Below are 13,593 nucleotides of genomic sequence, written 5' to 3'. Positions count from 1 at the left end.
TGCCTGTGGCGGGAGAGCCCCTATACCCGCATCGCGCCCCATCGGCGGCTGACGACCATGGCTGCGCTGCTGCACCGGGACGCCGATGGCGATGCGCTGCTGCCGGCGTTGATCGACGCCTCCGGCGTCGGCGCACGCAGCTGGATCGAGCGCTATCTGGCGGCCTACATGACACCGCTGCTGCACTGCTTCTACGCCCATGACCTGGTGTTCATGCCCCACGGCGAGAACCTGATCCTGCAGCTCGAGGATCACGTGCCGGTCGGCGCGATCCTCAAGGATATCGGCGAGGAGACCGGCATCTTCGACAACGGCCAGTCGCTGCCGGAAGCGGCCCGCCGCATTGCGGTGGAGGTACCGGAGCACCTCAAGATCCTGTCGATCTTCACCGATCTGTTCGACTGCTTCTTCCGTTTCCTCGCCGAGATCCTGGTGGCCTCGAACCAGCTCCAGGAGGACGATTTCTGGCAGTTGGTGGCGGCGTGCGTGATCGACTACCAGCGGCGACACCCGCAATTCGCCGACAAGTTCGAACGCTTCGACCTGTTCGCGCCCGAATTCACGCTGTCGTGCCTCAACCGTTTGCAGCTGCGCAACAACCGCCAGATGATCGACCTCGCCGATCCGTCGAAGAACCTGCAGTTCGCCGGTACGCTGGTCAATCCCATCGCCGCCTGCCGACCCACTCCCGCTGCCTCGAACGAAGGTAACGGCGAGCGCGAAGTGCGGGTGGCATCGACCTGAACCGCCCAGGCGGACACGTTGCCACGGCCGGGCGCGCGCCTCGCCGCGCCCGGCCTGCGACGACGGCAACATGAGTGGTTGCCAGTAGGCACTTATTGCCTACACCCTTTATTGCTAATGATTCTCATTTTTGCCATGATCGCGGCACTTCTTGTCGTCCTGCCCTCGGGGCCGCCATCATGCGCGAAGCAATGTTCGAATCCCTCTACCGTCAGCACCACCATGAGCTGCTCGGCTTTCTCGATCGCCAACTGGGTTCACGGGACCAGGCCGCCGATCTTTGTCATGACGCCTACCTGCGTCTGCTCGACGCGCCTGTGCGCCGGGTGCTCGACAATCCCCGCGCCTATCTCTTCCGTATCGCTCGCAATCTGTTGATCGACCATCGGCGCCGCCAGCATCCCGAACTGATCGCCATCGACGCGCTGGAGCCGGTACTGGTCTGTCCGCGCGTCTGCCCGGAGACCGATGCCTGCCAGCGACAGTGTGTCCATCAGCTCACGCGGACGTTGGGTGCACTCCCGGCCAGGCTGCGCCAGGCACTGATCTGGCACCGGCTGGAAGGGTTGACGCAGCGCGAGATTGGCCAGCGCCTCGGCGTCTCGGAGCGCATGGCGGGACGTTACATCGCCCAGGCGATGACCCGCTGCCAGGACGAGCTGGAGGCGCTGGACGGCGAGTCACGCCACTGATCGCCCGGCGATCGGCCAGTCAGCCTTCGGCCGACCGATGGCCGGCTCGGTCGGGATACCACGCCATGCCGATGGCATGCGGCGCGGTGGGCTTGAAACCGAACTGGGCGTAGAGCCGGTGGGCCTCGCCGTCCGCCAGCAGGCTGACGAAGGCGTTATCCGGCGCCTCGCGCAGGATATAGGCGCGGATCTCGCCCACGATCCGCTTGCCCAGGCCACGCCCCTGGTGCGCCGGCTGCACGGAGATATCCACCACCTGATAGAAGCAGCCGCCATCACCGACGACGCGGCCCATGCCCACCGTCTCGTTTCCAGATTCGCCTTCGTGAACGACCTGCACGGCGAACAGGCTGCCGGGCAGGCCCCGCGCGGCACCGGCGGTACTGCGCGGGTTCATGCCGGCCTCGCGGCGGAGCCGCATATAGGTCTCGATATCGGGCGGCTCGAAAACCAGGCGATAGGCTTCTTCATCATCACAGGTGTCGTGTTTCATAACGTGGGATCCACTCTCGCATCGTTTTCCGGTCGATCACGCAGTGTGCCATCGCCAGGCGACCGCTGCCTTTTCATCAGCCATCTCGGCGTTCTCGAGGTCGCTCTCAGCAACGACACCAACAGCCACAGCAGCGGCGCCAGCAACCAGCGATAGACGAACCGGACGACGATCAGCAGCGGCAACAGCACCACCAACCAGAGCAGGAACTGCCCCAGCCATACCGGCCAGCCCAGCCACCGCGCGACGTTGGCCCCCAGCGCGCTGACCAGACTGGGATGACGCACGACCACGTAGGCGGTGCCGGTGATCGCCGCTACCCTGGCGGCCCGCGAGAGCGTGGCGAAGCGCCCGCCACCGGCCAGCACGCCGCGCCCGGCCGCCCGTGCGCCCTGCCCTTCGGCGGCGCCCACGCGGGCCGCGCGTCCGGCACGCAGCACCTTGACCGCGCTGGCCATCACCAGCAGGTCGACACCTGCCCAGCCGATATCGGCAGCCCCGATCGCCTCGCCGCGTCGCCACTGGCTCTCCAGATCGCGCAGGCCGCTGGTGAAGAGATCACCGAGGTCGCTCACGACGCGCTCGCTCTGCAGCCAGCGCACCTCGCCGTCGGGATCGACCACGAACTGCTGCAGGAAAGCGTGGCCCTTGGCGTCGAGAATGGCGATGGCGATCTGCCCGCGGCGCGCGGGCGTCAGCGATGTGTCGGCCTTGTCGCTTTCCTCTGGGATCGCGTTTTCGGCCTGACTGGCGTTTTTGGCCGCACCGGACGAGTCTCGAGACTCGCTCTCCTCGTCCTCGCCCCACCAGCGGTCAAGCTGCTCGCTGGCCTCACGATAGCGGGTTCCCAGCCAGTGCTGCGCCCGCAGCGTGGCGATGTCATGGTCGCGGTAATAGACCACCGGCAGCACCGCATCCGCACCGTAGCGCACCAGCACCCGCTGGAACGCCGGATCGAGCCCGTAATCGACCAGCGCCTCGCGGGCCAGATCGCCGTGATTGCGTATCGCCAGCCAGGCGCTGGCCCATAGCGCCGGCTCATCGGCGTAGCTCAGGAAGAGCGCATTGATCTCCGCCGACTCCCCGGCCAGCCCATCCGCCAGCGACGGCAGCGCCCGCTGGGTTTCCAGTTTCACCAGCCGCGGTTCGAACGGTTCGTGGGAGGCGACGGCGGACAGCACGCCCGCGCCGACGAGCGCAAACAGCAAGATCGACAACCAGACTTTCATGGGCTCGCGCTCCTGGGATAGGGATATTCGGCAGTCAACGGACGCTGCCAGACGATAAACGGCGACAACCGCCTTTGATAACCGTTCGTATTTGAATTAGGATTGCATTCCATCACGTGACCCACCACTCACCGCGAGGTTGCCCCTGCCATGTTCGAAGTCCAGTCGGCGAGCTTCGAGATTGCGGGCAAGACACTGCTCTCGCCTATCGATTTCACCTTCGGTGAAGGCCAGGTCTACGGCCTGATCGGGCACAACGGTTCCGGCAAGTCGACCCTGCTGAAGCTGCTCGCGCAGCAGCAGCCGGTCAGCCAGGGCGGCATCCGGCTCGATGGCCGGCCGCTGTCGCAGTGGAAGCCCCGAGAATTCGCTCGCCACGTCGCCTACCTGCCGCAACATCTGCCCAGCGCCGAGAACCTTACCTGCCGCGAACTGATCGGTTTCGGCCGCTACCCCTGGCATGGCCTGCTGGGCCGCCTCAACGGCCATGACCATCAGCAGATCGAACGCGCCATCGCCCTGACCCATACCGAAGCCTTCGCCGACCGCCTGGTCGATACCCTCTCCGGCGGCGAGCGGCAACGGGTCTGGCTCGCCATGCTGCTGGCCCAGGGCAGCCGCTACCTGCTGCTCGACGAGCCGCTGGCCGCGCTGGACATCGCCCATCAGGTCGAAGTGCTGGCGCTGGTGCGCAAGCTGTGTCGCGAGTTGGGTCTCGGCGTGATCATCGTGCTCCACGACGTCAACATGGCCGCGCGCTACTGCGATCATCTGGTCGCGCTGCACAGCGGCAAGCTGCTTGCCGAAGGCGCACCCGCCAGCATGATGAACGATACCAACCTGGAAGCCATCTACGGCATTCCCATGCGGGTCATGAACCACCCCGCCGACGCCTGCCCCATCGCGGTGCTGCAGTAACCGCAACGCCGACACCTATCCCTGATCGACATGTGGCTTGCCGGTAAGCGATAGCACTGGACGCTCGCTATCATAGACAGGATGCTAACCTTTAGCGCTGGGCCTTGTCCGCTCGCCCGGTCGTGCCTTCCGATTCGCCTCCTGTCTGCGAGCTCGTCATGCTGCAACCCGTTTCCCGCCAGAGCGACCTGACCCTCGAACCCGAGCAGGCCCCGCCACGCCCGGCGGACGTCAGCACCTTCGCCCCGCTGGGCGTTCCTGCCTTCCGCATGATCTGGATCGCCAACCTGTTCGCCAACCTCGGGGTGTGGGCGCAGTCGGTGGCGGCGGCCTGGGTGGTGACCTCGAACGACGGCGGCGCGGTGGCGGTGGCGATGATCCAGGTCGCGGCGGCGCTGCCGCTGGTGTTGATGTCGATCGTCACCGGCGTGATCGCCGATAACTACGATCGCCGCAAGGTGATGCTGTTCGGGCTGGGCATCGAAGTGCTCGGCGGGCTGTTCGTCACCGCGATAGCCTTTCTGGACCTGCTCTCGCCGGCGCTGCTGATCGCCTCGATTCTGTGCGTCTCGATCGGCGGTGCGATCACCACGCCGGCCTGGCAGGCGGCGGTCAACGAACAGGTACCGCGCAATCTGGTCTCGAGCGCGGTGCTGCTCAACAGCGTCAACTACAACGCCGCCCGCGCCATCGGCCCGGCCATCGGCGGGCTGCTGCTGGCTGCGGTGGGTCCGGCGTGGATCTTCCTGCTCAACGTGTTCTGCTTCTGCGGGCTGATCGCCGCGCTGTGGCGCTGGAAGCGTGCCGTGCTGCCCAAGTCGCTGCCGCCGGAACGGATCTGGGAAGGGGTCAAGGCGGCGCTGCATTTCGTCCAGTACTCCAGCGTCACCCGGCTGGTGATGATGCGCTCGTTCATCTTCGGCATCTCCGCCAGCGCGCTGTGGGCACTGCTGCCGCTGCTGGCCCATCAGCATCCCAGCGGCAGTGCCTCGCTCTACGGCTACATGCTCGGGGGCCTTGGCATCGGTGCCATCGCCGGCAGCACCCTGGTCAACCGGGCACGCCAGCGGGTCGGCAGCAGCCGCCTGATCAGTTTTTCCGCCATGCTGCTGGGTCTGGTGATGCTGGCGCTGGGCGGTCTCGATACGTTGTGGGTGCTGTTCCCGGCACTCATCGTCGGCGGCAGCTGCTGGATCGCGGCGGTGGCGTCCTACAACTCCTCGGTACAGATCCTGGTGCCGGACTGGGTCAAGGCGCGCGCGCTGGCACTGTACCAGACCGCCCTCTACGCCGGGCTGACCCTGGGCTCGCTGCTGTGGGGGCAACTGGCCGACGGGCTGGGGGTGCAGATGGCGCTGATGCTGGCCGGCACCCTGCTGATCGTCTCGGCGCTGCTGCTGCTTCCCTCCAGGCTGCCGAACCTGGACGCCGGCGATCTGGTCGAGGCACCGGAAGCCCACACCGATCGCCCCGATTTCGAGTTCGACCCAGCGCGGGGCTCGGTGATGGTGACCGTCGAGTACCGCATCGACGGTGACCACCTGCGGGAATTCGCCCGCGCGGTGCGCCCGCTTCGCCGGCTACGGCTGCGCAACGGCGCCAAGCGCTGGTCGCTCTATCGGGATGTCGTCGATCGCGACCTGTGGCAGGAGGTCTTCCTGGTGCCCAACTGGCTGCAACATCTGCGCATGCTGGATCGGTTGACCCTGGCCGACCGCGCCATCATCGATCGGGTCACCGCGCTGCACAGCGGCCCGGAGGCGCCGCGCCTGCGTCACGGCGTCAGCTATCGCTCGTCGCGGCACGCCCAGCCGGCATTGACGCCACACCAAACCGAACCGCCCACCGAGGAGTCGGCCGAGGACCGTTCGCTGGATACGACCGCGCCGTGGCCCCAGGAGAGAACATGACCCAGGCGAATATCGAAAGCGCCCGCGAGACCCTGCTCGACGTATTCGGCTTCCCGGCCTTTCGCGGCGGCCAGGAGGCCGTCGTCGAGCGCGTCATCGCCGGTCGCTCCACCGCGGCGATCTTCGCCACCGGCGCCGGCAAGTCACTCTGCTATCAGCTTCCGGCGCTTCACCTGCCGTATCTCACCCTGGTGGTCTCGCCGCTGCTGGCCTTGATGCAGGATCAGTTGACCTTTCTCCAGCGCCACGGGGTGGCGGCCGCGAGCCTCGATTCGACCCAGGATCGCGACACCGCCCGCGAGATCATGGAGCGCGCCCGCAGCGGCGAGCTGAAGATCCTGATGGTGTCGGTGGAGCGGCTCAAGAACGAGCGCTTTCGCCACTTCCTGCGTCAGGTGGCGATCTCGCTGCTGGTGATCGACGAGGCGCACTGCATCTCCGAGTGGGGTCACAATTTCCGGCCCGACTATCTGAAGCTGCCGGATTACCAGCGCGAATTCGGCATCCCCCAGGCGCTGCTGCTGACCGCCACCGCCACGCCCGCGGTAATCGACGACATGCGCGCCAAGTTCGCCATCGCCGAGGAGGATGTCGTCACCACCGGCTTTTATCGCGACAACCTGGAGCTGCTGGTGCAGCCGGTAGAGAGCGAACGCCGCCTGCCGGCGCTGGTCGACTGGCTCGTCCCGCAGCAGCAGCCTGGCCGAGAAGCGCCCACCATCGTCTACGTCACGTTGCAGCAGACCGCCGAGTCGGTGGCCGGGGCGCTGGCGAGCCGGGGCCTTTCGGCCCGCGCCTATCACGCCGGCCTCGACAGCGAGACCCGGGACCGGATCCAGCAGGGCTTCATGGACGGCGAGATTCCCTGCATCGTCGCCACCATCGCCTTCGGCATGGGGATCGACAAGGGCGATATCCGCAACGTCATTCACTACGACCTGCCCAAGTCGATCGAGAACTACAGCCAGGAGATCGGGCGCGCCGGGCGTGACGGCAAGCCGTCGCGCTGCCTGATGCTGGCCGGTCGCGACGGCCTGCGCGTGCTCGAGAACTTCGTCTATGGCGACACGCCGGAGCGGGAGGGTATCCGCCACGTGCTGAGCGAGATCGCCGACGCCGGCCGGCAGCCAACGCGCCAGTGGCCGGTGCTGCTCAATACGCTCTCCCGCGACAGCAACGTCCGGCTGCTGCCGTTGAAGACGCTGCTGGTACGGCTCGAGATGCATGGCGTCATCGTGCCCCGCTTCGCCTACCTGGCCGAGTACCGACTGCGCTATCTCGACGAGACCGCCAACCTGGTCGCGCGCTTCGAGGGCGAGCGCGCCGACTTCGTACGCCTGCTCGTCGACAACATCGCCATCGCCAAGACCTGGGGCACGGTGGATTTCGAGCGACTCCATCGGGCCGGCGAAGCGGCGGGACTCGACGCCTCGCGCGCGAGGGTCATCGCCGCGCTGGAGTACTTCCAGGACAAGGGCTGGGTGGTGCTGGAAGGCAAACGCATGACCGACGTCTACGAGGTGCGCCAGCCCCAATTCGACATCGACGCCCTGACCGACCGACTGCTGGCGGAGAGCCAAGCCCGGGAGCAGGCGGAGATCGACCGCCTCCAGGCCATGCTGGACCTGTTCGAATCGGACACCTGCCTGACCCGACGGCTCGCCGCCTACTTCGGCGACACGCGGTTCGAGCACGATGACGCCCCGGCGGACCGCAGCCGCGGCCAGACCGTTCAGACTGCCCGAAGCTGCGGACACTCAGTCCAGGCCGCCCAAGGCTGCGGCCAGCCTGTTCAAGCCGCCCGAGGCTGCGGCCATTGTTCGGTCTGCCACGGCCATGTCGCGCGTCTGCCGGGAGCGCCGCCGTTGCCCGAGCTGACCGATGCCGACTTCACCCGCCAGGCCGGGCCGTTCATCGAACGCCACCGCGAACAGCTCGGGACGTCGCCCGGCGCGCAGCGCATCGCCCATTTCCTGTGCGGGCTGTCGATGCCGGTGTTCACGCCGCTCAAGGCGCGGCAGTTGAACGGGTTCGGCGTCCACGAGCAGCGACCCTACCCCGAAGTCAGGGCGTGGATCGAGGGACGGATAGCCCACCCAGGCTGACCGCTTCGACCATTCGGGCCCCGACGCCAGCCTCGGATTCGGGCGATCCACCTTGTCGATCCCGGCGTTCTCGAATACTGTATATCCAGACAGTATTCGAGACAGGCCACAGGATTGCCGCATGGAACTGATCGACAAGCTCTCCATCCTCGCCGATGCCGCCAAGTACGATGCCTCCTGCGCCAGCAGCGGCGCGCCCCAGCGCTCGTCCCGCGGCAAGACGGGGCTCGGTTCGTCGAACGGCATGGGGATCTGTCATAGCTTCACCCCGGACGGGCGCTGCGTGTCGCTGCTCAAGGTGTTGCTGACCAACTTCTGCCTGTTCGACTGCCAGTACTGCGTCAACCGGCGCTCGAGCAACGTGCCGCGGGCGCGCTTCACGCCGGAGGAGGTCGTCCGGCTGACGCTGTCGTTCTACCGTCGCAACACCATCAGCGGGCTATTCCTGAGCTCAGGGATCATTCGCTCCAGCGACTACACCATGGAGCAACTGATCCAGGTGGCGAGGCTGCTGCGCGAGACGCATCAGTTCCGGGGCTACATTCATCTCAAGGCGATTCCGGAAGCGGACCCCAAGCTGCTCGAGGAAGCCGGGCGCTACGCCGACCGGCTCAGCGCGAACATCGAGCTGCCGACGTTGACCAGCCTGAAGACGCTGGCTCCGGAAAAGGAGCTCGGCACCATCCACTCGGCCATGGGCCACATGCGCCAGCGCATCGATGCCGCCAACGACGCTGCCGAGAGGGACGCGAAGCGCCTGCCGCGCAGCGCCAACCCCAAGCGCATGGCGCCACGCTACGCGCCCGGCGGCCAGAGCACGCAGATGATCGTCGGTGCCGATGCCACCGATGATCGCACCATCCTCCAGTCCGCCCAGCACCTCTATCGCGACTTTCGCCTCAAGCGCGTCTACTACTCGGCGTTCAGCCCGATTCCCGAGCGCCCCGCAGGGCTGCCCCAGGCCGCGCCGCCGTTGCTGCGCGAGCACCGGCTCTACCAGGCCGACTTCCTGATCCGTGGCTACGGCTTCCAGGCCGAGGAGTTGCTGAATGCACCGGGCAACCTGGACCTGGAGATCGATCCCAAGCTGGCCTGGGCGCTGGCCCACCGCGACGATTTTCCGGTGGACCTCAACCGCGCCGAGCCGGCGATGATCGCCCGCATTCCGGGCATCGGTCTGCGCAGCGTCCAGCGGCTGGTCGATCTGCGCCGGCTGCGGCGCATCCGCTATCAGGACCTGGTGGCGCTGCGGTGTCGCCTGGAGACCCTGCGGCCCTTCGTGGTGACCCAGGACTACCGCCCCGCCGATGCCCAGCGCGACAGCACTCGCCTGCGCCAGAGCCTGACCCAACCCCAGCCGGCGCAGATGGCGCTGTGGTAGCGCCGCCTTCCGCAGGAGATACCGCCATGCCCAATGCCTCGCCGCTCACGCCGTCCTGCGCTGCCTGGGCCAACGATTTCGACGAGTGGCGCGCCCAGGCGCGCCGACTGCTCCATGCCGGGATGCCGCCGGCCAGTGTGACCTGGCACGACGGCAACGACGGCCATGACGACCTCTTCTCCTCGCTGGAGCCGCCGCCGAGGTTGCCAGGCTCCACGCCGGCAGCGATCCGGATCGGTCGTGACCAGCTGACGCTGCTGGGCAACGCCGCGCGCTATCGTGAGGACGGCCACGACCAGCCGCGCTGGCCATTGCTGTACCGGGTGTTGTGGCGATGGGCCCAGGGCGACGCCGCGGCCATGCATCCCGCCGACAGGGATGGCCGCGTGCTGCATCAGCGCTGGCACGCGGTCAAGCGGGAAGCGCATCACATGCACGCGTTCCTGCGCTTCCATCGCCGCGACGATGCCCGGGGTGAACGCTACGTGGCGTGGTTCGAGCCCGCCCATGACGTGCTCGACCTGGGCGCGGAGCACTTTGCCGACCGCATGGACGGTTCACGCTGGATCATCGCCACGCCCCAGGGTGGCGTGTGCTGGGATGGCTCGGCGCTGGACTATCGCGCTCCCTGCCCGACGACCTGGACCGAAGAGGCCCGGACGGCCGCCGAGCGCGCCAACGCCGACGAGGAGCACGCCCTGTGGCGAACCTATTTCGTCAGCACCTTCAATCCCGCACGCCTCAATCACAGGGTGATGACCCAGCACATGCCGCAGCGGTTCTGGCGCCATCTCAGCGAGGGCGACCTGATTCCGGCGTTGGAGGCCAGGACGCGCCATGGCGGGCAACGCCTGGCCCAGGAGAGCAGCGTGGGCCGGCGCAAGGGCAAGGCGCTCCCGGGCGGCAGGTCCGCCCTCCCCCAGCCATCGCCGGACGACGAGCGCTAGACGGCGAGCGACACCGCGCGGCCAGTCAGGAGGTGCCGATCCGCGCCACCGCATCTCGGCTGGCCAGCTCGCGCTCGTCGCCGGTCAGCTCGCGCAGATGACCATCGCGCATCTCCAGCAGCCGGTCGGCGTGGGCGAAATAGTGGTCGTCGTGGCTGATGGCGAAGACGGTGATGCCCAGTTCCCGGAAACGCGGCATCAGTTCACGGTAGAAAGCGCGCCGGAACTGCGGGTCCTGGTCCGCGGCCCACTCGTCGAGCAGCAGGATCTGGCGCTGTTCGACCAGCGCCATCAACAGCGCGAGGCGCTTGCGTTGCCCCTGGGAGAGTTCGGTATCGAGCACCTTGCCGTCGTCGAGCTGTAGCTTCTTCGCCAGTTGCAGGGTCTGCAGCCAGTTGTCCAGCAAGGCGGGATCGGCACTGCCGCCACGAGGCCCCATCAACCGGTCGAACTGATGGAAGTCGGTATAGACCGCCGAGAAGCGCTGGCGGTAACGGTGCCAGTCCGACTCGCCGATGACCTCGTCGTCGATGCGGATCTCCCCGGAGTGAGGTCGATAGAGCCCGGTCAGCAGCTTGGCCAGCGTCGACTTGCCGCTGCCGTTGCCGCCGATCAGGTAGACCTGTTCGCCACGTTCCAGGCGCAGGTTGATCGGCCCGACGGCGAATCCGTCCCGCCCCGCCCTGGCCGGGTAGCGATAGCGGATGTCGCGCATCTCGAGCACCTGCCACTCGCTGTGCGTCTCGACCAGGTCGAACGCCTCGCGGTACTCCGCCAGCGCCAGTTCCCGCAGCTTGTCGAACGACACCTGCGCGGTGATCAGCGTCGGCGTCGCGCCGACGGCCTGGATCAGCGGCGAGCGCAGGAACAGCAGCGTCAGCGAGAATGTCGCGGCGACGGCCGTGTTGGACCAGCCCAGGCCATTGGCGAGGAAGAACACCACGCCGATGGCGCCGAGCATCATGATGTTGGTCCAGTTGCCGGCGCTCAGGTGATAGGTATCGGCGCGAATGATGTGATCCCGGTAGGTTCGGGCGTCGGCGTCGTAAACCTCTTCGAGCAGGTGACGGGCGCGATCGCGATTGAGCGCCAGCTCCTTGCGGCCGTGGATGATCGTCTCGTAGTCCTGGTAGAGCCGGCTGTCGGTGGCGCGGGTGATCCGAATATGGTGGTAGACCTTCGAGACCAGCCACCACCCGACCAGCATGGTCACGGCGATCCAGATGGCGGTCACCAGCAGCAGCGGCGGCGATAGCCAGAACAGATAGCCGACGGAGGCCAGCGTGATGACGATCCCCTGGACGAGTTCCGGCAGGCGCACGAAGGCGATGGTCACGTTGCGGATGTCGCTGGAGAGGCACGACAGCAGATGGGCGCTGCCGAGCTGCTCGAGACGTTCGATATCGGTGTCGAGGATGCGCTTGATCAGCCGGCCGCGCAGGCGGTAGACGAAGTGGTGCCCCAGGGTCGTCAACGCCAGCTGCGACCCCAGCGTCACCGCCAGCAGCAGTGCCACCAGCCCGATGAACGGCAGCAGGGCGGTGACCGCACTGATTTCACCGCCACCCGGATCGGTGACGATCAGGTAGTGGTTGATGAAGGCGATGACGCCGATCCCCAGCGCCGCGCTCAGAAGGCTGAGCAGCATGACGCCGATGAACGGCCAGCGATAGTGACGAAAGACGACGCGCAGTAGTTCCATTCGGGTTCCGTAGCCGGCGATGGGGTTCGTTGTTCGCCGCAAGCATGACGCACTCGCCGCCGTATTTCGCGGCAACAGCCAGGTCGGAAGCGCTTGTCGGGCGTCGAACGAGAGAGACGGCGCCGATGATCGACGGCGAACCGCAGGCGCGAATGATTCTGATCTTCACTGGCGAAGTCAAGCGAGAGGATACCCTCGGCGAGAGGTCACCGGCCCCGCCCGACGCTCACTCAGTCATCGCTGTCGGAGAACATCATCTGGATCCGCGAACGCAGCCAGCGCTCCGCGGGATCGTTGTCGTAGACGCTCTGCCACACCATGCTCAACGGCGACGGCGGGCGTTCCAGCGGCAGTTCATCGACCCGCAACCCGCCCTGCGCCGCCAGCACCTCGGCGGCATAATCGGGCACGGTGGCCACCATGTCGGTATCCCGCAGCAGCGAGGCCAGGCTGTTGAACTGTGGCACCGCCAGCACGATGCGACGCTTGCGCCCTTGCTTGGCGAGCAGGTCGTCGACATAGCCGTTGAGATCGCCATCGAACGAAACCAGGGCATGGGGCCGCTCGCAATAGTCGTCGAGGGTCAGCGCCCCCGGACGACTGTCCGCCCGCAACACCCGGGCGTGACTGTGGCGCAGGATCTTCTGCTTGGCGTTGGCCGGCAGGTCTCGCGCATAGCCGGCCGCGACGGTCACCTCGCCAGTGTTGAGCAGTTGCGGCATCAGGTGGAAATCGGCGCGCCTCACCACCAGCACGATACCCGGCGCCTCGGTCCGCAGCCGTTTGAGCAGCGCCGGAAGCAGGGCGAACTCGATGTCGTCGCTGAATCCGACCCGGAATACCGCTTCGCTGGTCGCCGGGTCGAACTCGCTGGTGCGACTGAGGACGTTGGAGATCGCATCGAGAGCCGGCTGCAGCTGTTCGTAGATCTGCTCGGCGCGGGCGGTCGGCACCATCTGGCGGCCGGTGCGCACCAGTAACGGATCGCCGAAGACATCCCTGAGCCGGGACAGCGCGGCGCTGGTCGCGGGCTGCCCCAGGAACAGCCGCTCCGCGGCACGCGAGACGCTGCGCTCCTGCATCAGGGTCTCGAACACCACCAGCAGCTTGAAATCCACCCCACGCAGGTCACTGCGATTCATTCATCTCTCCCCTCGGCGGGTGGCGTCGACCCTCGGCACGAATGCCGTATCGATAGGCGTTATAACCACTATCGATCCTTGAGCATAGTGTTTGTCCGCCATCGTCGATAGAGTCGGGGACAAGCCCTGGATACATTGAGGTGCACAATGTCACGTGCGATACAGTTTCAACGCTTCGGCGACGCCGACGTTCTGGAAATCATTGAGCGCGACGATCCGCACCCCGCCACCGGGGAGGTCCTGATCGAGACCGCGGCGCTCGGCATCAACTGGCAGGATGTCATGTGGCGGCGCAACATGGCGCCGACGCTGGCTAGGCTGCCGGCCGGC

At 66.8% G+C, this 13,593-nt stretch carries 11 protein-coding genes and 1 pseudogene; 8 read left to right on the top strand and 4 right to left on the bottom strand.

What is annotated here, in order from left to right; translation table 11 throughout:
- Both Q0602_RS21940 and Q0602_RS21935 read left to right on the top strand, forming a co-directional pair.
- A partial coding sequence (locus Q0602_RS21940) for an IucA/IucC family C-terminal-domain containing protein (protein WP_298848024.1) occupies positions 1–744 on the top strand: 744 nt, incomplete at its 5' end.
- Between the two features lie 179 nt (positions 745–923).
- Complete coding sequence (locus Q0602_RS21935; protein WP_295037835.1) at positions 924–1,436, top strand: RNA polymerase sigma factor; 513 nt, start codon at positions 924–926, stop codon at positions 1,434–1,436.
- A 19-nt stretch (positions 1,437–1,455) separates the two neighbouring features.
- On the opposite strand, the gene Q0602_RS21930 is transcribed toward Q0602_RS21935, so the two are convergent.
- Both Q0602_RS21930 and Q0602_RS21925 read right to left on the bottom strand, forming a co-directional pair.
- Positions 1,456–1,929 carry a GNAT family N-acetyltransferase gene (locus Q0602_RS21930; protein ID WP_298848016.1) on the bottom strand — a complete coding sequence of 158 codons (474 nt, stop codon included), beginning with the start codon at positions 1,927–1,929 and terminating at the stop codon, positions 1,456–1,458.
- Positions 1,926–3,158 carry a hypothetical protein gene (locus Q0602_RS21925; RefSeq protein ID WP_298848014.1) on the bottom strand — a complete coding sequence of 411 codons (1,233 nt, stop codon included), beginning with the start codon at positions 3,156–3,158 and terminating at the stop codon, positions 1,926–1,928. Before Q0602_RS21925 ends, Q0602_RS21930 begins: the two co-directional genes overlap by 4 nt.
- 150 nt (positions 3,159–3,308) lie before the next feature.
- Here Q0602_RS21925 and Q0602_RS21920 point away from each other — a divergent pair, with 150 nt between their 5' ends.
- The 5 genes from Q0602_RS21920 to Q0602_RS21900 all read left to right on the top strand — a co-directional run bounded on the left by Q0602_RS21920 (position 3,309) and on the right by Q0602_RS21900 (position 10,419).
- Positions 3,309–4,076 (top strand): ATP-binding cassette domain-containing protein, encoded by a 768-nt coding sequence (locus tag Q0602_RS21920; RefSeq protein ID WP_298848012.1) that lies wholly within the window; start codon positions 3,309–3,311, stop codon positions 4,074–4,076.
- Between the two features lie 158 nt (positions 4,077–4,234).
- The gene (locus Q0602_RS21915) at positions 4,235–5,986 is read left to right on the top strand and encodes an MFS transporter (RefSeq protein WP_298848010.1); all 1,752 of its coding nucleotides are present in this window, start codon (positions 4,235–4,237) and stop codon (positions 5,984–5,986) included.
- Positions 5,983–8,091: an ATP-dependent DNA helicase RecQ gene (locus tag Q0602_RS21910; RefSeq protein WP_298848008.1), complete on the top strand. Its 2,109-nt coding sequence runs from the start codon at positions 5,983–5,985 to the stop codon at positions 8,089–8,091. The genes Q0602_RS21915 and Q0602_RS21910 overlap by 4 nt, the downstream gene beginning before the upstream one ends.
- Before the next feature lie 121 nt (positions 8,092–8,212).
- The gene (locus Q0602_RS21905) at positions 8,213–9,472 is read left to right on the top strand and encodes a putative DNA modification/repair radical SAM protein (RefSeq protein ID WP_298848006.1); all 1,260 of its coding nucleotides are present in this window, start codon (positions 8,213–8,215) and stop codon (positions 9,470–9,472) included.
- 26 nt (positions 9,473–9,498) lie between these two features.
- On the top strand, positions 9,499–10,419 hold the full coding sequence (locus Q0602_RS21900; RefSeq protein ID WP_298848004.1) for a TIGR03915 family putative DNA repair protein: 921 nt from the start codon (positions 9,499–9,501) through the stop codon (positions 10,417–10,419).
- Positions 10,420–10,444: 25 nt separating this feature from the next.
- Here the strand turns inward: Q0602_RS21900 and Q0602_RS21895 are convergent, their stop codons facing one another.
- A complete protein-coding gene (locus tag Q0602_RS21895; protein WP_298848002.1) occupies positions 10,445–12,121 on the bottom strand; it encodes a multidrug ABC transporter permease/ATP-binding protein in 1,677 nt (558 codons plus the stop codon).
- A gap of 230 nt (positions 12,122–12,351) precedes the next feature.
- Complete coding sequence (locus tag Q0602_RS21890; protein ID WP_298848000.1) at positions 12,352–13,263, bottom strand: LysR family transcriptional regulator; 912 nt, start codon at positions 13,261–13,263, stop codon at positions 12,352–12,354.
- Positions 13,264–13,410: 147 nt separating this feature from the next.
- Here Q0602_RS21890 and Q0602_RS21885 point away from each other — a divergent pair.
- A pseudogene (locus tag Q0602_RS21885) lies at positions 13,411–13,593 on the top strand (alcohol dehydrogenase); the annotation flags it as partial.

It is taken from the genome of uncultured Salinicola sp. (genome assembly GCF_937921195.1).
GTDB lineage: Bacteria > Pseudomonadota > Gammaproteobacteria > Pseudomonadales > Halomonadaceae > Salinicola.
Note: the sequence above shows the minus strand (reverse complement) of the source record. Positions and strands in the feature narration are given on the sequence as shown.

What these genes read in the sequence shown, in the direction of transcription:
- Q0602_RS21935 (WP_295037835.1), top strand. Translation starts at nt 924, where the DNA reads ATGCGCGAAGCAATGTTCGAATCCCTCTACCGTCAGCACCACCATGAG.
- Q0602_RS21930 (WP_298848016.1), bottom strand. Translation starts at nt 1,929, where the DNA reads ATGAAACACGACACCTGTGATGATGAAGAAGCCTATCGCCTGGTTTTC.
- Q0602_RS21925 (WP_298848014.1), bottom strand. Translation starts at nt 3,158, where the DNA reads ATGAAAGTCTGGTTGTCGATCTTGCTGTTTGCGCTCGTCGGCGCGGGC.
- Q0602_RS21920 (WP_298848012.1), top strand. Translation starts at nt 3,309, where the DNA reads ATGTTCGAAGTCCAGTCGGCGAGCTTCGAGATTGCGGGCAAGACACTG.
- Q0602_RS21915 (WP_298848010.1), top strand. Translation starts at nt 4,235, where the DNA reads ATGCTGCAACCCGTTTCCCGCCAGAGCGACCTGACCCTCGAACCCGAG.
- Q0602_RS21910 (WP_298848008.1), top strand. Translation starts at nt 5,983, where the DNA reads ATGACCCAGGCGAATATCGAAAGCGCCCGCGAGACCCTGCTCGACGTA.
- Q0602_RS21905 (WP_298848006.1), top strand. Translation starts at nt 8,213, where the DNA reads ATGGAACTGATCGACAAGCTCTCCATCCTCGCCGATGCCGCCAAGTAC.
- Q0602_RS21900 (WP_298848004.1), top strand. Translation starts at nt 9,499, where the DNA reads ATGCCCAATGCCTCGCCGCTCACGCCGTCCTGCGCTGCCTGGGCCAAC.
- Q0602_RS21895 (WP_298848002.1), bottom strand. Translation starts at nt 12,121, where the DNA reads ATGGAACTACTGCGCGTCGTCTTTCGTCACTATCGCTGGCCGTTCATC.
- Q0602_RS21890 (WP_298848000.1), bottom strand. Translation starts at nt 13,263, where the DNA reads ATGAATCGCAGTGACCTGCGTGGGGTGGATTTCAAGCTGCTGGTGGTG.